The organism is Roseibium sp. (assembly GCF_025698965.1).
Classification (GTDB): domain Bacteria; phylum Pseudomonadota; class Alphaproteobacteria; order Rhizobiales; family Stappiaceae; genus Roseibium.
The window spans coordinates 1-17,991 of the sequence record NZ_JAILWL010000016.1 but is presented as its reverse complement, the minus strand read 5'-3'; the positions used below and the strand labels follow the sequence as shown (position 1 = coordinate 17,991).

The 17,991-nt window shown below is 53.6% G+C and carries 13 protein-coding genes and 2 pseudogenes; 7 read left to right on the top strand and 8 right to left on the bottom strand.

What is annotated here, in order from left to right; translation table 11 throughout:
* The first annotated feature begins 18 nt into the window (after positions 1-18).
* From K5905_RS02625 to pcaF, 3 genes and pseudogenes are all read left to right on the top strand, one after another.
* Entirely contained in the window at positions 19-738 is a 720-nt protein-coding gene (locus K5905_RS02625) for a 3-oxoacid CoA-transferase subunit A (protein ID WP_297580034.1), read from the top strand.
* Positions 738-1,415 carry a 3-oxoacid CoA-transferase subunit B gene (locus tag K5905_RS02620; protein WP_297580031.1) on the top strand — a complete coding sequence of 226 codons (678 nt, stop codon included), beginning with the start codon at positions 738-740 and terminating at the stop codon, positions 1,413-1,415. The genes K5905_RS02625 and K5905_RS02620 overlap by 1 nt, the downstream gene beginning before the upstream one ends.
* Positions 1,416-1,425: 10 nt before the next feature.
* Positions 1,426-2,630: pseudogene (gene pcaF, locus K5905_RS02615) on the top strand (3-oxoadipyl-CoA thiolase).
* 555 nt (positions 2,631-3,185) lie between these two features.
* Here the strand turns inward: pcaF and K5905_RS02610 are convergent.
* A complete protein-coding gene (locus K5905_RS02610) occupies positions 3,186-3,293 on the bottom strand; it encodes a DDE-type integrase/transposase/recombinase (protein ID WP_297580028.1) in 108 nt (35 codons plus the stop codon).
* 976 nt (positions 3,294-4,269) lie between these two features.
* On the opposite strand from K5905_RS02610, the gene K5905_RS02605 reads away from it, so the two are divergent.
* Positions 4,270-5,109: a formate/nitrite transporter family protein gene (locus tag K5905_RS02605; RefSeq protein ID WP_297580024.1), complete on the top strand. Its 840-nt coding sequence runs from the start codon at positions 4,270-4,272 to the stop codon at positions 5,107-5,109.
* A 52-nt stretch (positions 5,110-5,161) separates the two neighbouring features.
* On the opposite strand, the pseudogene K5905_RS02600 reads toward K5905_RS02605, so the two are convergent.
* Positions 5,162-5,371: pseudogene (locus K5905_RS02600) on the bottom strand (IS6 family transposase); the annotation flags it as partial.
* A gap of 162 nt (positions 5,372-5,533) precedes the next feature.
* On the opposite strand from K5905_RS02600, the gene K5905_RS02595 reads away from it, so the two are divergent.
* From K5905_RS02595 to K5905_RS02585, 3 genes are read left to right on the top strand one after another with little or no spacing between them, the layout of a single operon-like run.
* Entirely contained in the window at positions 5,534-7,660 is a 2,127-nt protein-coding gene (locus K5905_RS02595) for a caspase family protein (RefSeq protein ID WP_297580021.1), read from the top strand.
* 3 nt (positions 7,661-7,663) lie between these two features.
* Positions 7,664-9,130 (top strand): radical SAM protein, encoded by a 1,467-nt coding sequence (locus tag K5905_RS02590; RefSeq protein WP_297580018.1) that lies wholly within the window; start codon positions 7,664-7,666, stop codon positions 9,128-9,130.
* A complete protein-coding gene (locus K5905_RS02585; RefSeq protein ID WP_297580015.1) occupies positions 9,117-9,968 on the top strand; it encodes a sulfotransferase domain-containing protein in 852 nt (283 codons plus the stop codon). Before K5905_RS02590 ends, K5905_RS02585 begins: the two co-directional genes overlap by 14 nt.
* On the opposite strand, the gene K5905_RS02580 is transcribed toward K5905_RS02585, so the two are convergent.
* The 6 genes from K5905_RS02580 to K5905_RS02555 form a co-directional block, all read right to left on the bottom strand.
* Positions 9,956-10,462 carry a hypothetical protein gene (locus K5905_RS02580; RefSeq protein ID WP_297580012.1) on the bottom strand — a complete coding sequence of 169 codons (507 nt, stop codon included), beginning with the start codon at positions 10,460-10,462 and terminating at the stop codon, positions 9,956-9,958. The genes K5905_RS02585 and K5905_RS02580 overlap by 13 nt on opposite strands.
* Position 10,463: 1 nt before the next feature.
* Positions 10,464-12,665: a hypothetical protein gene (locus tag K5905_RS02575; protein ID WP_297580010.1), complete on the bottom strand. Its 2,202-nt coding sequence runs from the start codon at positions 12,663-12,665 to the stop codon at positions 10,464-10,466.
* A 1,187-nt stretch (positions 12,666-13,852) separates the two neighbouring features.
* Positions 13,853-14,866 carry a class 1 fructose-bisphosphatase gene (locus K5905_RS02570; RefSeq protein ID WP_297580007.1) on the bottom strand — a complete coding sequence of 338 codons (1,014 nt, stop codon included), beginning with the start codon at positions 14,864-14,866 and terminating at the stop codon, positions 13,853-13,855.
* A 295-nt stretch (positions 14,867-15,161) separates the two neighbouring features.
* Positions 15,162-16,445 (bottom strand): TRAP transporter large permease, encoded by a 1,284-nt coding sequence (locus K5905_RS02565; protein WP_297580004.1) that lies wholly within the window; start codon positions 16,443-16,445, stop codon positions 15,162-15,164.
* A 2-nt stretch (positions 16,446-16,447) separates the two neighbouring features.
* On the bottom strand, positions 16,448-16,942 hold the full coding sequence (locus K5905_RS02560; RefSeq protein WP_297580001.1) for a TRAP transporter small permease: 495 nt from the start codon (positions 16,940-16,942) through the stop codon (positions 16,448-16,450).
* Positions 16,943-17,019: 77 nt separating this feature from the next.
* A partial coding sequence (locus K5905_RS02555; RefSeq protein ID WP_297579998.1) for a TRAP transporter substrate-binding protein occupies positions 17,020-17,991 on the bottom strand: 972 nt, incomplete at its 5' end.

Below are 17,991 nucleotides of genomic sequence, written 5' to 3'. Positions count from 1 at the left end.
CCAATCGAGGAGGTTTCTATGGACAAGACAATTTCCTGTCTGAAGGCAGCAGTTGCAGATATTCCGGACAAGGCCCGTCTGATGATTGGCGGGTTCGGCGGCTCTGGTGCCCCTATCGAGCTGATCCACGCGCTAATCGACCGGTTTCGTGCAACCGGCAGCCCAAAGGATCTGACGGTAATCAACAACAACGCGGGCAATGGCAGCGTTGGCATTGCCGCCATGATCAAGGCAGGCATGGTCCGCAAGATGATCTGCTCATTTCCGCGCTCATCAAATGCGGAAGCCTTCAACGAAAAGTATCTCGCTGGGGAGATCGAGCTGGAACTCGTGCCCCAGGGTACGCTCGCTGAACGCATTCGCGCCGCCGGTGCGGGCATTCCCGCCTTTTACACACCGACGTCTTTCGGAACCGAGCTCGCAGATGGCAAACCCACCGAAGAGTTTGACGGGAAGTTGTATGTGCGAGAGCGTTGGCTCAGGGCCGACTATGCCATCATCAAAGCTCAGCTCGGCGACGCGCTCGGCAACCTCACCTATCGGCTCGCGGGCCGCAACTTCAATCCGTTGATGGCCATGGCCGCCAATCGCTCCATTGCCCAGGTGAGCAACCTGGTGGATCTGGGTAGCATTGATCCCGAGGTCGTGGTGACACCCGGCATCTTCGTCGACGGCATCGTTGAAGTTCCCCATCCGCGACAGGAAGAAGCGCTCGTCCGCGCGGGTGTGGTTTACTGATGATTGAGAGAAAACTATCAAACGCGCAAATCGCCTGGCGCGCGGCGCAGGATATCGAGCACGGCGCCTATGTGAACCTCGGTATCGGCTTTCCGGAAATGATTGCCAAGTTCCAGCCCGAAGGCCGAGATGTGATCTATCATACCGAAAACGGTGTCCTCGGTTTCGGCGGCGCTCCGAAGGAGGGCGAAGAGGACTGGGATCTCATCAACGCCGGCAAGAAGGCGATCACCCTCGAGCCGGGAGCGTCCTTCTTTCACCATGCCGACAGTTTCTGCATGGTGCGTGGCGGACATCTCGATCTTGCAGTTCTAGGTGCCTACCAGGTCGCCCAGAATGGTGACTTGGCAAACTGGAGTGTCGGCACCAGAGGCGTACCTGCGGTTGGTGGCGCGATGGATCTCGTCCATGGCGCCAAACGGGTTGCCGTCGTCACCGACCATGTGACCAAGGACGGCAAGCCGAAGCTGGTCGAAGCCTGCACCTTCCCGCTCACCGGTGTCGGTTGTGTCACGCGCATTTATTCGTCGCTCGCTGTCATCGATATCATCGACGACCGCTTTGTTCTGCGTGAAAAGCTGCCCGGCATGTCCATCGATGATCTGCAGGCCGTCACTGGCGCACCGCTTCATATTGAAGGTGATCCACTTGACCTGCTTGTGCCCGCTCTCGACTGAGGAAAGACCAGTGCAAGAAGTATATATCTGCGACTATATCCGCACCCCAATCGGCCGCTTTGGCGGGGCTCTGTCTTCGGTTCGCACCGACGACCTCGGAGCAATCCCGCTCAAAGCACTTGCGGACCGCAATCCTGATCTCGATCTTGCAGCTGTGGATGAGGTGATCTTTGGCTGCGCCAACCAAGCCGGCGAGGACAATCGCAACGTGGCACGCATGTCACTCCTGCTGGCCGGATATCCGGAATCGGTTCCCGGCACCACGATGAATCGCCTGTGCGGATCCGGCATGGATGCCGTCATGACCGCGGCGCTATCAAGGCTGGAGAGGCTGAGCTCATCGTTGCCGGAGGTGTTGAAAGCATGTCACGCGCTCCATTTGTCATGCCCAAGGCTGAAAGCGCCTTTTCGAGATCCAGCGAAGTTCACGACACGACCATCGGCTGGCGGTTCATCAATCCTCTAATGAAGTCAAAATACGGTGTCGACAGCATGCCGGAGACAGGTGAAAACGTCGCCGAGGATTTCAATATATCGCGCGAAGACCAGGACGCATTTGCCTTCCGTTCCCAGCAGAATGCCAAGACAGCAATGGAGAACGGGCGGTTCGCCCAAGAGATCACGCCTGTATCGGTCCCGCAGTACCGGGGGGATCCAATGGTCGTTGACCGTGATGAACATCCGCGCCCGCAAACCACGCTAGAAGGACTTGCCAACTTACGTACGCCTTTCCGGCAAGGCGGTTCGGTGACAGCGGGAAACGCATCAGGTGTGAATGACGGTGCTGCAGCACTGATGATTGCCTCTGGGGAAGCGGCTGCAAAATTCGGCCTCAGGCCGATTGCACGGATTCTTGGAGGTGCGACGGTCGGTGTGCCGCCCCGTATCATGGGCTTCGGTCCGGCAGTCGCATCCAGGAAACTCCTGACCCGGCTCGAACTGAAACAGTCGGATTTTGACGTGATCGAACTAAACGAGGCTTTTGCCTCTCAAGGTCTCGCCACTCTACGTGATCTCGGCGTTAGCGACGACGATTCCCGGGTCAACCCCAATGGCGGTGCAATCGCGCTTGGCCACCCACTCGGCATGTCTGGTGCACGGATCACCGGCACGGCGGCACTGGAACTGACGGAGCGAAACGGCACCTATGCCCTTGCAACCATGTGCGTTGGTGTTGGCCAAGGAATCGCAATTGCCTTAAAGAGTGTCGACTAGAGGAAGTTGCAACCAAATTCGAATGGAGGCAGGCGAAAGAAATAGTAGAAGGTGGCAGATCTGGGTGAGCTCAGTGATTACTGAGAACTGGATCTTGTCGTTTAGCAGAATATTGTCTCGTGCGATTGAGTTGAGATGTACCCCGGTTACGCCCTCAGGAAATCCGCATGTTGGGACCAGGAGATATTGTCACCGTGTTTAAAGTAGAGTTGCGCGAAGCCTCGCCATCTATTTTCAGACGAAGGCTTCACCTGCGTTGTTCCACTCAGCCATGACCTGAAATCAATGATTTCGAAGTTGTGCTGCTGTGCGGACGGCGTGGGATAGTACGAAGAGGATCCCGACAGAGGAAATTTTCGACACGAAGTGCTGCAGTGAACCAATCGATTGAAAGCACGGACCCGTTCGTTCTCACTTTCGAAATGGAAGATGGGAATTCGCGGCCCGGTTCTTCAAGCTTTTATGTGAACAATGCTCGACCACCGACATGACCTGACGTTTGGCCGCACCATAGGAGCGCAGCCTGTCGGTGAAAGTGTATTTTGGCGGCTAGTCCTACTTCTTCAGAAGTCGCAACAGCGAGCGCTTGGCAGCCTTGTTGTTTCGACGTGATTGAACGATTTCGTCTAAGACGTAGCCGTCTTGATCGACAGCTCGCCACAATCAGCCTTTCCGGCCATGAATTCGCACTGCGATTTCATCCAGATGCCAGCTATTTTTTGTACCCGGCGCGTTGCGACGTTCCTGACGCACATGCTTTGTATCGTGTTTCCGACACTATCGGCGGACGGTCTCATAGGAAACGGCAATGCCCGCTCGAGCAACATTTCCTCGACATTGCGCAGATTTGGATTGAAACGAAAATAGAACCAAACAGCACATGAGACTATTTCGTGGTTCTCATAAGTCGGACCGCTTCTGTCAAGGCAACGGCAACAACACAGAAATTGTTACCAAGGGAACAATTTGACAGGGCCTTTAAGGCGATTAGAATCAAGGTAGAAAGTTGGCACAAATTGTCTATTTTCCCGTTAAACCAACGACTTGCGAGAAAAAACAACCAAGTCAAAATGCAAGCAGATCGAGTGGGCTTTATGGCGGTAGCGGGCCTCCGCTACCAATTTCAGCTAAAACAATCCAACTTAATCAAGTATCAGGCGCGCAGCGGATGAACTAAACGTTCAGCCAACGATTAAGTCTTTCGTGAAGCCTTCTTCAAAGGTGTGCCCGGGGCAATCCTGTATTACTGCTATCAAAACAATCACTTTTTCCAAAAGTTCGCGACCCAGGAGTGCCAGATCCATCAGTGGATAATGGGCTTCACAAAACCATGACACGCTTTGTGATCAGACATCTTTCACTAGAAATGCACCCAAAAAGTCGCACTCAATTCGAACAAGTTCAAAGGGGCAAGACCAACCCCTAGGTACCGGCAGGATTCACGCGCCATTAATCGTTCCAAGGAACGGCTGAATCCTCGAGCCGTTACACCGGCAATTCTCGGCAATATCCTTGCTGTCACATGAGCAGACGTCAACCGAACTTCAAATTTGGGATAGCTTAGTATTTCCACGAACTAACAATTTTAGACATGAAGCGGATTAATGCAAAACCGCAAAAAGCCAATTCTCTGAGGGAAATGGACAGACTGAAAAACAAGGCGAACTGGACGGGGCTTACCTTGCATCGGGACATAACAGAACGGTTTGCCGATATCGCTGTCACAAAAATCAGCTACGCAAGGCACAATCCGCTCGGTTTCTTTATTCTGACCATGATGGCCGGTGCATATGTCGGCGTTGGAATCGTTTTGATTTTGACACTCGGCAATGATGCCGAGCCGGAAACGCAAAAACTGATAATGGGGTCCTTGTTCGGCATCACGCTGACGCTGATCATTTTTGCCGGGGCTGAACTGTTTTCCGGTCACACCATGTACATGACCTTCGGGTTTTTCTATCGCAAAATTGGCGTCTTGACAGTGATAAAGGACTGGATTGTCTGCTGGTACGGCAATCTGCTCGGCGCTATGATGCTCTCTTTTCTTGTCGTTTCAGGCGATAGCAGCGGATGGGTCACGGATACATCGTCGCTTGTTCACAAAGTGGCCGAGACAAAGATGAACAGCTCGATCCTGGAACTCATTGCCCGCGCTATCCTTTGCAATTGGCTCATATGCCTGGCGATCTGGATGTCGGCCCGAACGAAGAGCGACACCGCGAAATGCATTCTTATTTTCTGGTGCCTGTTTGCGTTTGTCGCCGCGGGATTTGAACATGGTATCGCCAATATGACCGTGTTTACGATTTCTCTCCTTGGAAATCATCCCGAAAGCGTGACAGCTTTGGGTGGCGCCTACAATTTGGCCTGGGTTTCGGTCGGCAACATCATCGGCGGCGCCGGTTTTATCGGTGTGGCGTATTACCTGACAGCTGTTCCCCTCTTCGGTAGCAAGCCAAACGAAGGTGACGACAGTTAGAGGAGCAGGAAGTGCACTGCTCAGTTCGAGCCACCAGGCATTGCCAACTTAACTTATAGTTTGGATTCGGTCTGTCCCGGCGAATGCAACGCGCAAAATGCAGACCGATCCGGTTCACCCATTAACGGATAGTCTCCACGCTGACACCGATGCCTCGCTCTGCCAGCAGGTCTTCAACATCCGCTGTGTTCAATGCAAAGCGATGATAAGCCCGCACTGCATAGGCGGTGATTGACCGAGGAAAGCGAAAACGCTCGGCCAGACTTCGGAGTGCATTGTCTCGACAACCAGCTTTCCGCGACGTCCGTCCAAGGTTCCATGTGGCTTGTCACACCTGGTAAAATGAGTTCCTATTATCCTCAAAGCGCGTCAGGAACCTGCCTGCCCCTTTCTACAATGACCAGAAAGTTGTGAAGGTGACACGATGAAGGCCGAACTCGCACGGATAATTGTAGGGCTGCTTGCCTGTATTCTGGTAGGCCTCAATTGCAGCATCGCCTGGTCTGCGGAAAAACGGGTCGCCGTTGTAGTTGGCAACACAAAATACGAAACGTCACCTCTTGCCAATGCTTCGAACGACGCTGCCCTGGTGGCCGAAGCGTTGATCTCGGCCGGGTTCACCGTCAACCTCTTCTTTGACCTGAAGAAGGAAGAGTTTTCCAAAATCGTCGAGCAAATGGACGCGTCCTTCGATGGTGCCGACATCGGCGTCTTCTATTTTGCCGGTCACGGTTTCCAGGTTGACGGGCAAAATGAACTGCTTGCCATCGACGTCGACACAAGTTCGGCTGGATCGGTTCAGGAAAAGGTGGTGCATCTTCGCGATGTCATCGACGCGGCATCAACCGGGCCAGAGGGCGGCCTCAGGCTTATCATCATAGATGCCTGTCGCGACGACCCCTTTTCTGATCTTGATCCGCGCTTTCAGCCGGGCCTTTCATACTCTGATGCCGGACGCGGTGAAACCTTGCTCGCCTTTTCCACCAGCGCAGGCAAACTTGCCCTTGACGGCCCTGCAGGCGGCAATGGTCCTTATGCCATTGCCCTTAGCCGCGCCTTCGAAGCACCGAAGGTGTCATTGTTTTCCGCGTTCCGCCGCATTCGGCAACAGGTGAGGATCTCGACCGACGGACTGCAGATCCCCTGGGTTATCGGTTCCGTGGAGAAGGAACATGTGCTGAAAGGCACTGCCGATGACCGCGCCTCCAACACGCAGATCGAAGCTGAGGATTACAACCTGGATACTGTGCTCTGGTACTTTTTAAGTCAGCATGGGACCGAGGAGGAAATAAAGCGCTTTGTCAGCCTCTTTCCGTCAAGCCGTCATGTCACGGCGGCACGCACGCTTATGCGGAATCTGGTTTCAAAAAAGGACAATGCGAACGATTCTTCCAGAAATCTGTCGTTCCGCACAGCTGCCATCAACCAGCAGGATATCATTGAACGCGCAAGGCAGAAGCGGCTCGAACGCCTGACGTTTCAACCGCAGACCAACATTCCCGCAGAGTTGTTCCGCTTGTGGCCGGAAGAGCTTCCGGATGCCGAGGGCGGATTGAGAAATATCGTCACGGCTTGCGACCTGCTGTCATCGCACCCTGCGGATCCTCAACGCGTGGCTCCTGCCATTCGAGACGGTCTCGTGAACATACGGGATGCCGCTATTTTTTGCGGTTTTGCACTTGTCAAAGATCCAGGCAATCCGCGTCTTCAGTTCCAGCTCGGGCGAGTTTTGGATATTGCCAGGCGCTTTGAGTGGGCCCGGGCCTTTTACACACGTGCAGCCGACAACGGTTACTCCGCAGCCCTGACCAATCTGGGCTACATGTATTACTCCGGAAGAGGCACTGACGTCGATTACACGCAAGCGCGCAGTTATTACCTGAAGGCGGCAAGTCTCGGAAATCTGCGTGCACGCACCAATGTCGGCACGCTTTACATCAAGGGCAGAGGCGTCTCAAAACGGCCAGACGAAGGCATCCTCTGGTATCGCCTTGCATCCGACATGGGTTGGGTGAATGCCCAGAACGCCCTGGCCGATCTGTATCGCAAGGGCATAGGTGTGGAGAAAAACCTCAATGCCTCAGCGGCGCTTTACCATCTGGCCGCTGAAAACGGGCAACGCGCTGCGATGAACAGTCTGGGACGCAGCTACCTTTCTGGCTGGGGTGTTGAGAAGGACAGGACAACTGCCCATCTCTGGTTTGAGCGAGCCATTGATGCCGGTGACCGGTTTGCTCCCTACTTTCTTGCCAAGGATCTTATGGGTTTGAAACCAGATGATGCAGGCAAGGTAACCATACTCGAGTTGCTTACCCTTTCGGCTGATCGTGGTTTCGGACAAGCCTATTTTGAACTAGGGCAGGTGTACTTGAAAGGTTCACTTGTCCGAAAAGACCTGCAGGAAGCGTACTTTTTTCACAGAATGGCCGAGCTTAAAAAACATAAAAAAGCTAAAGCCGAGATTGAAAAGCTCAAGGCACAGCTTGGAAATGACGACATTGCCGAAGTCGAAGATCGCATCAAGCAGCGACTGCAGCTTAACGGACTGTAGCGGATGGATGCCAGCACAAGCCCCAAGCTCGATGATCTGTTCACCAAAGTGAGCAGCAAACTGGACTCCAGAAACCCTGCTTACTTGAAGGTTCGCAGAAGTCCGAAGTCCGGAGACATCTCTCCGCTTGGCATGGTATCGGAGGCGGCCGACGCTTTGACAGCGGAATTGCGAAACTCGGAGTTGCCAGCATTCTGCAACTGGTTGCTGAAATCGGGAGCAACGTCGAGCGTATTGACCTTGAACGCAGCCGCCCTGTGCTGCATTCGAGCCGGTGAGTGGGAGTCGGCAAGACACCTGGCGACCCTTGTCAACAACACCGATCATCACGACCTCGTTGCCCAGCGTCTTCACGATGCGGCCGAGCTAGAAAGGGATGACCTTCATCTGCCTGTCGATGACTGGTTGCGTGACAAGTTTTGTGTAGCTCCCTTCGCTCAAATCGAAACCAGAGCCAATCGGGCAGTGCATTTCTGCTGTTCTGCATGGCAGCCGGTTTCGATCGGAAGCCTCATGGAAGACCCCAAGGAGATCTGGAACTCCGAAACAGCACAGGAAATCAGAAGATCCATCCTGGACGGTGACTATTCCTATTGCAGCCGATGGCATTGTCCCATGATCAGTGGCCGCCGTCTGAAAACCAGAAACAAGACACCCGTTTCTCCTGAAATCTCCAGTTTCCTGGCAGCTCGCAAGGCGTCTGGCTGCAAAAGCCCGCCAACAGTGGCCCACACTCCGGATCGCGCCATCCTTTCCCATGACCGCAGCTGCAATCTCTCTTGTCCGAGTTGCCGGACAGACGTAGTTCAAATCAAACGTTCGGCCTCTGCAAAACTCGACGATCTCATCAACGAAAAATACGCCGAATTCCTGTCCAGTACCTCCAAGATCAAGGTCACTGGATCGGGGGACCCCTTTGCTAGCAGACACTTTCTCAATTTCCTTCGACACTTCACCGCCAACAGTTCACGTGAGCGGCGTTTGCAACTGCACACCAATGGGCTCTTGCTGGACGAGTCGACGTGGAACAGGCTCGACTTATGGGGACATGTGGACAGCGTCTGGATCTCAGTGGATGCCGCGCGGCCCGAGACTTATTCTGTCGTCAGGCGGGGTGGACAGTTCGATCGGTTGTTGAAGAACCTGCATTTTCTGGGTGCCATGCGACGGGGTGGTGCCTTTTCCAAGTTGCGGCTGGATTTTGTTGTACAGAAACAGAATTTCCGCGAGGTCGGTGACTTTGTGAGCTTGGCCCAGCATGTCGGCGCAAACGGTGTCTACCTTTTGAGGTTGCGTAACTGGGGCACGTTTACGCCGGCCGAATTCGCCGTACACAATGTCTGCGACCCGGACCATCCCGATTTTCCCGAACTTCTTGCGCATCTTGCCGATCAACGCCTTAGAAGTCCCTTGGTCGAACTGGGATCAATGCAGCCTTTCGTAAGGAGGGCACTTCTTGAACGGCACTAGCAGCCCCCCATTGCCAACGCATCGTCTGATCGTTGTGGCTTGCGAAAGGTCCGGCACCAACTGGCACCAGGAACTGTTGAGCAACCACAGCACGGCTTACGTTCTGAACGATTTCTTCAACCCAGTCGGGGCCTTCGGACTTGCCCGATACAACGAAGCAGGCCTGAAGGCGATCCGGTCTTTCTTTCGAAATGAGGCACTGGAAGAGCGGTCGGAACAACTGACGGCAACAATCAGGTCCGACCCCGAGAAATTTCTTTCGTTTCTCGGGGATCACGCCAGAGAGATGGGAAAAACGGTTCTCTCCCTCGTGCTTTTTCCCGACCATCTGCCACAGATATCGGTCCGCCGGCTGCTTGACAGCGAACGAACCAGCATCGTCTTTCTCGTGCGCAACAGGTTGGAGCGATATGTCTCCCTGTTGAAAGCAAGGCAGCTCCGTATCTGGAAGCGCCGTGATACCTCGGATATGCGCGTAAAAGTCGACCTGCGCGCCTTTTTATCGGAATCCAGGGTGATAGACGACTGGTACAAGATGACGGGCGATTGGGCGTTCGCGAGTCAGTGTCCCACTTATTTCGTTTCCTACGATGGCCATCTCAATCGCCCCCCGGAAGAAGCCTATCGGTGCCTGATCAGGGTGCTGGAGCCGCTGCTGCCGCTTGAAATTCCCGAAAAGCTCAAGGCGACCTTTGTCAAGCAGGACCGAACGGACGACATATTTCGAACCATGCAAAACGGTTCAGAATTCAAAGACGATCTGGTTCGGCACAACCAACTGGACTACGCCTTGTCGGAACCTCACGTCCTGGGAGACCGGGCCTCTCAAGAAGCATAGTCTTCACTATATTCCAACTCGGTTTCCTCGATCACATCAGTAACCTCAACAAGCGGCCCTTCCCTCTTATCGATGACAAAATCTTCAGGAGCCGTTTTCAATATGAATTCAAAGTCAGGTACCCAGCAATTGCGAATACGGCTGATGCGTCTTGTGAGATAGGTTTGCCACGGCAGGTCGCAGAAATGCGTTTGCTGCTCCTGCTTGCTCGGCAGCACTTCTGCACGAAACCCTTTTGCAAGGATGCTGGAAACGGAATTGGCGTCGCTCACCACCACGACCGTGTGAAACGCGCTCAGATGTCGTTCCATTTCTTCCAGTTTTGCGTCTCTGGCCTGCTCCGGAAATTCGAGAGACCAGACCAGTGCAGTCGACCTGGATTTGGCCCTTTTTGAAAGCAGAAGCGCATTACTCTTGTCGGCCCCCGCGATGCGGCTGTAAATCGAAATCGCGAATTTCAGAGGGAAGCCATGTATTGTTCGGACTGGTGACATGTCAGTGTTTCCCATCGTGAAATTGCAACGCACCTGTTGGCAGACATCCGGTGACAGTCAGCAACTCCGAGACCTGGTGTGCGCCATGCCAAAATGCAGGAAGTCTTGCGCAATTGGCCTTCAGCTCATTCCTGATATCTGCGTCCAGAATTTTTTCGAGGCAATATTCAAGACCGAACGGGTCGGCTGCGTCGCAGGATAGTGCCAATCCGGCCTTATCAGCAAAGCTGCTCCGGGCCTCCTGAAGGTCCATTTCCGGTGCCGAGTTCGGCACGAATACGGTAGGTACCGAAGCCGCAATAAGTTCATGATATGAATTGTACCCGGCAGCGGAAATCGCGAAATCAAAGGCGTTCAAATATTGACCCAGCGGATACGCCACTCGTCGGTGATGACGTGGATGCGGATCTTCCTCAAACGCGGGACTTATTGGCGACCTGATCTCAACGAAATGCACGTTCTTTTTCTGATGCAAAACGGTTTCAACGGCCTGTCGGGCCTGCGACATGTCGTAATTTCGCTCGGACCCCAGCAATACGAGACCGAGCGTTCCGTCTTCGGGAAGTTTCAAAAGTCGACGCGCCGTTACACGTGACAGCATTTCCTCCGGTGTAACGAGCAGGACCGGATCTGTCGTGACAAAATGCTCACTGCCGTTTCGGGAATGGCCAGGGTCCTCTGATCCCGCCAATTCCCCCGGTTCGACCACAATATCAAAACTGCTGGCTCTGTTAGATATTTCTTCAAAAGGTGTTCGCCACATTCCGCGTCGCACCCATGCCGCACGTGCCTTTTCGTGATGCTTCAATGCATCAAGAAGGCCTGAGTAAGGGGTGTTTCCATCGAAAATCACCAGCTCCGGTCGGTAGAATGCAAGTGCATCCCTCATCTCACGGTAAAAGAAGTCATTCCAGTCATCCACGTCACAGCCCAGTCTGCGATGAAATGGCCTGAATTCAGCCATATATCCCATTTTCTGTGCCACGCTCACCGCCTCGGACAGGGAAAAAAAGACGACTTTCACCTTGGGGCCCAGCGCTTTCGCAACAGCAAGTTGACGAGTGATGTGTCCTAATCCAATGCCGTTTGACGTCACAGCCATCACAACAGCCGGTTTCGTGGACGTCTCCAGGGATACAGAGCCGGGTTGATGCAGGGTACGAACTTTGCCCGCCAGTCGTTCAAAGCGATCTGCAAACTGCGTCAGCCCGAAACGGTCGGCTGCAAAGTTTCGCGCCCGTTCGGATAGGTCTCGTCTGAATTCCCTGTCTTTCGAAACCCGCTCATAGTGCAATGGCGCCTCCGCGGGAGAGCTGTAGAGTGCGGCGTCTTCAAACCACTTTTCGAAGTAGTGCGGCAAAACGGTGGGCAGTCCCGTCGCAAGAGCTTCAAGCGCACAATAACCAAATGCCTCAATCCAGGCAGGGCTGTGAAAGTAGCTATAGACATCAAGACCTTTGAGAAAATCGGCCACGGATCTCTTGGTGAAGGGCAACAAGTGCCAATTGCTCGGTACTTTCTCAAACTCGGTCAGGTAGTCCAGGTCAGCTCCGAGCATACGAAACTCGTAATCCGGGTTATCCGGATAAGCTTGCAGTGCCTCAACCGGCTCAGGCCACTTTTCACGACCGGGTCTCGAGTGCCTGCCGATGACGACAGGCTGGCTGGACCCGTTGCGTTTTCGACCCTCGAATTCCGACACATCGATCAGATTGTCCCAATTTCGGTCATGCAGGTGTTTCGATAGCCCCACGGCCTCAAAGCCTTGTCGGACCATTGGACCAACGGGAAGAATGGTAAGATCGTGGCCGAAGAGATCTCTTGCAAGCGATCCGAACCTGGCGGCCGCGTAGCTCTCCCTTCCAAACCTGTCCAGTGGTGGATGATGGGCAACCAGCGCAAACGTGTCGGCTTTGAAGCGAGGCAGTCTTTTCAATCCGGAATCCAGAAGCGTTGGATGGTACAAAAGACACACCCTGCACCGCGGGTTCGCATCGATCTGAAGGATTTCAGTCCTTGTATTGCGGATCTGTGCCAGCAGCCTCAGGTTTGGTGGGCGCGACGTCGTCAAAACCGGAGAGGCCACAGGTATCAAGCCGACTTTCAAACCTGCGGACACCGCGGCTTTCAACTCATAATAAAGAGCTGTTGATGTTCCTCCCGGAAACCGGATGTCTGCAATATAGACTAGATCAAAGAACATCTGAGCTTAACTGAAAACAGGACCATGCGATGCGTACGGGAACACAAATCAATAGGCTATATTTCCCGTTGTTCGCTGACTGATACCAGAAGACCTCGAGAAGGAATCGTTTTCCGCCCCCCCGTTCCCGGTTGTCGTCGTTGTATTGCAAGCGCTTGTCAGCATCGCCGTCAATCCATAGGCAATAAGTTGTTTTAAATACGCCATATCCAATCCAACCACAGAATATTCGCTTACCTTAGGGAATCTAGACAATAACAGCAACAAGAGTCTCAAAATCAAAGTCTAAAACACAAACTGGATTACCCAGGCAGGGGCGGGTGTAAACAGGGGCTAGTTCACAGTGAAAAACCGGACTCTACCGGGTCAGTTCTTGATGAAAATCAACACGTGCTCGCCTAAATCAGACCCATGGGATGGAAACTGCCGTTAGGGGCTGAATACAAACCTCAAGGCGCATCAGATGAGTCACTGCAACGGGTGACAACACTGTCTTGATGTGAACGTACCACCAAGAAGAAATGCGTTTCATTGTAGCGGGGGCAGTGACGGTAGCGGGCTTCCGCTACCGATTTTAACTAAGAATATCCAACTAAGTCTCAGACCAAAACACCAGTCCCAAAGAATAGAGGTAATTGCTCGATCTCGGTCGACTGGGTTGCTCTGCGCAATGAACCGTCCGAAATCCGTATCCTGCCAAAAATGGAAGGTTCAATTTTGATCCCTGAACGAGTGTTGAAAAATCTGCACAAATCAGAATGTCCAAGCTTACATGATGACGTGAAGTCCGCCCATTCCTGACATTCCCACGCAGACAATGTCAGTAAGCGAGCCTGTGGGGTGTGGTGCGAAGGCAGCCACTGCGTTGCTGATCATCGGCAGCATGGAACACCTGAACTCTGGAACTCCGGAGAGGACAAAACCAGTGCTTGAATACGCTGAGGTTCTCTTCAGCGAGGAGTTGTCAGTCCATTCGCAGCTGTGAACTGCGATCAAAACTCCTGCGACAAATGACTGCTTTGCCTCTGTAATCCGCTTGTTAGCGTTCTCGAGAAACCAAGCTTCGCCTTTGATCTGATGTATGGATGCTTTCACGAAAGCACGTGACGGATCCAGCCCAAACGGTTTCGCGGGTCTCTCAGATAACCGCAACGAACATCAATCGGATAATACGCGATGGATGACGCTTATCGTTCCAGTTCCCGGTAGTAGGATTCAATCCGTTCGACTTCGGCCGAACAGCCCAGGATCACTGAAATCCTCTGATGATGGGATTGCGGCTCAACGTCGAGAATACGCTGGTAGCCCGTGGATGCGCGTCCGTTGGCTTGTTCCACAATGAAGCTCATTGGATTAGCTTCATAGAGAAGCCTAAGCTTTCCACCACGAGCCTCATTCTCCTTGTCGACCGGGTAAAGAAAAATCCCGCCGCGCGTGAGGATCCTGTGGACCTCTGCCACCATTGAGGCGGTCCATCTCATGTTGAAAGTTTTCTGCCTGGGACCGGCTTCACCATCGATGCATTCCTGAACATATCGGCTGATGGCAGGATCCCATTGACGCCAGCGAGAGGCGTTGATGGCAAACTCGTCCGTTTGGTCAGGCAGTTGCATGTCTGGAAAGGTCAGGAAAAATTCTCCAGTTCCAATCATGTGTGTGAAACCGTTGACACCTTGCCCGGTGGAAAAAACGAGCGAAGTCGAAGGACCGTAAAGGGAATAACCGGCAAATATCTGCTTTGTCCCATTTAGCAGCACAACTTCATTGGAGAGCGTCTGGATATCCTCTTCGAGCTCCACGACTGAAAAGATCGATCCCACCGACAGGTTGACATTCAGGTTCGAGGAACCGTCAAGAGGATCGAAATAAACGAGGTAATCGCCTTTTTCAGGCTTTTCTTTCAGCCAGACGACGTCTTCCAATTCTTCCGATACAAGGGCGGCAACGCGGCCGCAATTCGAGCAATGGCTAAGGAAAACATCGTTTGCAATGACGTCCAGTTTCTTTTGGGTCTCGCCCTGAATATTTGAGGTCTCAGTCGCGCCCAGGATATTCAAAAAGGGGCCGTTGTGAATCTGGTGCGAGATAATTCGGCAAGAGGTTGCGATATCTTCGATCAACAGAACCAGGTCTTGATCCAGCGCATCGTCTTTCTGCAGATTGAGCAAGAATTTTCGAAGCGTAGTGCGTTCCAGTGTCATGGGTTACCCGTTTCCGTCCTGCCCCAAGGCGTGATGTTGCCATGTCCTTGGAGATTACCGCGCTGATACGCCACTTCGCGCTTAGCGACCTCAGTTTCCTTGAAGTCGCAGGCCCGCAGCACATGCGCTCCTTTTGAATTTCGACGCTTATAATACACATCCACGACGTCCATTTGGTAAGAACTCTGCCAAAGACTTTAGCTGCCGATTTCATCCCTGTTCGAGACCGGTTCAAACAAAGTTCCCTATTGCAGGGTGCAGGACATGCTGGATGTCCACGCTCCGCAATTTTCGTCTACCACAGCGACGGGAGCGCCAGTGACAAGGCAGGAACATAGGTGACGAGCATCAACAGTGCCAACATGCCTGCAAAGAAAGGAAGTATGCCCGCGCTTAGCCTTTCTATCGAAATACCCGATATACCGCTGGCGACAAACAGGTTTACCCCGAGTGGTGGTGTGCAGAAACCAATAGCCAGGTTAACGGTAAGGATCACGCCGAACACCAGGGGATCAACCCCGATCGCAACCGCCACCGGCAGCAGGATCGGCGTCATAATGATGATCGAGGATATCGTTTCCATGAACATCCCAATCACCAAAAGTAACAGATTGATCAGGAGCAGGATCAAAATGGGATCGTCCGAAAGACTCGTGATACCGGCGGCCAACTGCGCAGGAATCTGAGCCAGGGTTGCAAGTCGCCCGAATGCCGATGCCATGATCACAAGGATCAGGATGGTGCCGCTGGTCAACGCACTCTGGGCTAGAATGCCAGGCAAGTCAGAAAAACCAATGTCCTTGTAGACGAACAGGCCGACGAATGCGGCATAAACAACTGCGACCGCTCCAGCCTCGGTGGGGGTAAAGATGCCACTATAGATGCCGCCGAGGATTATAAGAGGCACAAGAAGCGCCCAGAATGAGGAGCGGAACGTTGAAGCGACCGAAGCGGACGAGAAGGTTTTTGTGCTTCCCAACGCAGCTTTTTCGTTGCGCAGCAGGATCCTTGCCACGAACATGAACATCAGCGCAAACAACAGCCCTGGAACGACACCAGCGAGAAACAGCTTGCCGATGGAAACCTCGGCTGTCACTCCGTAGATGATGAACGGTATGCTCGGTGGGATCATCACCCCGATCATGCCGGACGATGCCGTAAGCGCACCACTGAACCGGCGGCTGTAGCCAACTTTCTCCATTTCCGGGATCATGTTCGACCCGATTGCGGCGACCGTGGCGGGCGACGAACCTGAAATTGCGGCAAAGAACACACAGGCCAGAACATTCACATAGGCGAGCCCGGCGCGGATGTGACCTATCAGAGCATTGGCGAAGGCGACGAGCCGCCGTGACATCCCTCCGCTTTGCATCAGGTCTCCTGCAAGGACGAACAGCGGAACCGCAATCAAAGGAAAGGAGTCTGCGCCGGTCACCACAGAGCGCGCCAAAAGGACGAGTGGCGGCGCACCTTCTACGAACAGCATGACCGTCATGGTCGCCAGACCGAGGCAGATACCAATCGGCACGCTGATGAAAAGCAGGAGGAACAGAGAAAGGAAAAGTACGGCAGCAATCATCTTTACGACACTCCCTGAAAAGGTGTGCGAAGCAGCTTTCCCGTTTGGCACATGTGTTGAATGACCCTAATCGAGGACAGTGTCGCACCAATGGGTGCGGAGGCATACAAGATGGGAATGGGTAATTGAAGGACAACCGATTTCTGCGTCGCAACGAAGGGAAGCTGAATCAGTTGAACACACTCGGCAATCAGGACAACCATGAACGCCAGGATCAGCAAATCTATCAAAAGGTCGAGATAGAGTTGCAGGCGCTCCGGCAACATGCCGCGCAGGATCAAGATCCGGATATGTTCCCGTTTCTTGAAACCGTAGCTGACCGCCAGCCAGATGAACCAGACAAAAACCCAAAGTGTCAGCTCCTCGCCCCAGGAGAGCGACGCATTAAATATGTAACGCATGATTACATTGAAGCTGATGAGTAGAACGATAAAGGCCAACAAGCACGCAGCAAGAACACGCTCCGCGTTGGCATCGATCCATCTGATCGCGGCCATTTTCTCCTCCAGTCTCTTGTTCCGGTCGGCCGGCAGCGAATGCCCGGCCGATCCGTTTCAGCATTTTTGACGCCGGACTATTGCGGCGTGCTGTCCTTGACGGCAGACACCCAGGTGTCAAAGACATCGGCACCGACTTCCTCCCTGTAAGCGGCGCGGACACCTTCGGTCTGGTCCGAGAAAGCCTGCCTCTGCTTCGCAGTCAGATCGACAACGTTCACACCTGCCTCCCGGATTTTCTGAAGCTGTCCGGCTTCTTCGGTATCGACCAGCTCCTGCTGATAGGCCTCAGCGGACGCCATGGCGTCGCGCAGCAGCTTCTGGTGTTCCGGCGAAAGCCCTGAAAAATAAGCGTCGCTGATGACGGGAATATAGACCGTAAAGACGTGACCGGTCAGCGACACATGTTTCTGAACTTCATAAAAGCGCTGGCTGTCGATCAGTGCGACCGGGTTTTCCTGGCCGTCGATCACGCCCTGCTGAAGGGCCGAATAGACCTCGCCGAAGTTCATCGGCGTCGGATTTGCTCCAAGCGCCTTAAAGGTCGCGACATGCGCAGGTACCTTCATGGTCCGCAGCTTGACGCCTTCAAGATCACCGGGAGTTTCAATCGGGCGAACGTTGTTGGTCACGTGCCTTAGACCGTTTTCAAGCCAGCCGAGCCCGACAAGTCCCTGACCTGACAACCGATCAAGCATCTGGTCGCCCGCGTCACCATTCAGTACATCGAGCGCGATGTCCTTGCTGGCATACATATAGGGAAGTTCGATTACGGCGAATGCCGGATCCCAACCTGCAAAAAAGGAAGAGGGCGACACCGCCATTTCCAGAACGCCGGCCTGCACACTTTCAATCATCTCGCGATCGGGTCCCATCTGCGAAGACGGGAAGATCTGAACATCGATCTCTCCATTCGACCCGGCCTCGACCTGCTCCTCGAAATGCAGCAGCGCCCGATGCATGTGATACTGCTCATTCGCGCCATGCCCGATCCGAAGGACGGTTTCAGCAGCAGCGGTCCCTGCACAAAGCGTAATAGCTGCTCCAAT

Excerpts from the sequence above, each read along its gene's own strand:
- K5905_RS02625 (WP_297580034.1), top strand. The coding sequence starts at position 19 with ATGGACAAGACAATTTCCTGTCTGAAGGCAGCAGTTGCAGATATTCCG.
- K5905_RS02620 (WP_297580031.1), top strand. The coding sequence starts at position 738 with ATGATTGAGAGAAAACTATCAAACGCGCAAATCGCCTGGCGCGCGGCG.
- K5905_RS02605 (WP_297580024.1), top strand. The coding sequence starts at position 4,270 with ATGGACAGACTGAAAAACAAGGCGAACTGGACGGGGCTTACCTTGCAT.
- K5905_RS02595 (WP_297580021.1), top strand. The coding sequence starts at position 5,534 with ATGAAGGCCGAACTCGCACGGATAATTGTAGGGCTGCTTGCCTGTATT.
- K5905_RS02590 (WP_297580018.1), top strand. The coding sequence starts at position 7,664 with ATGGATGCCAGCACAAGCCCCAAGCTCGATGATCTGTTCACCAAAGTG.
- K5905_RS02580 (WP_297580012.1), bottom strand. The coding sequence starts at position 10,462 with ATGTCACCAGTCCGAACAATACATGGCTTCCCTCTGAAATTCGCGATT.
- K5905_RS02575 (WP_297580010.1), bottom strand. The coding sequence starts at position 12,665 with ATGTTCTTTGATCTAGTCTATATTGCAGACATCCGGTTTCCGGGAGGA.
- K5905_RS02570 (WP_297580007.1), bottom strand. The coding sequence starts at position 14,866 with ATGACACTGGAACGCACTACGCTTCGAAAATTCTTGCTCAATCTGCAG.
- K5905_RS02565 (WP_297580004.1), bottom strand. The coding sequence starts at position 16,445 with ATGATTGCTGCCGTACTTTTCCTTTCTCTGTTCCTCCTGCTTTTCATC.
- K5905_RS02560 (WP_297580001.1), bottom strand. The coding sequence starts at position 16,942 with ATGGCCGCGATCAGATGGATCGATGCCAACGCGGAGCGTGTTCTTGCT.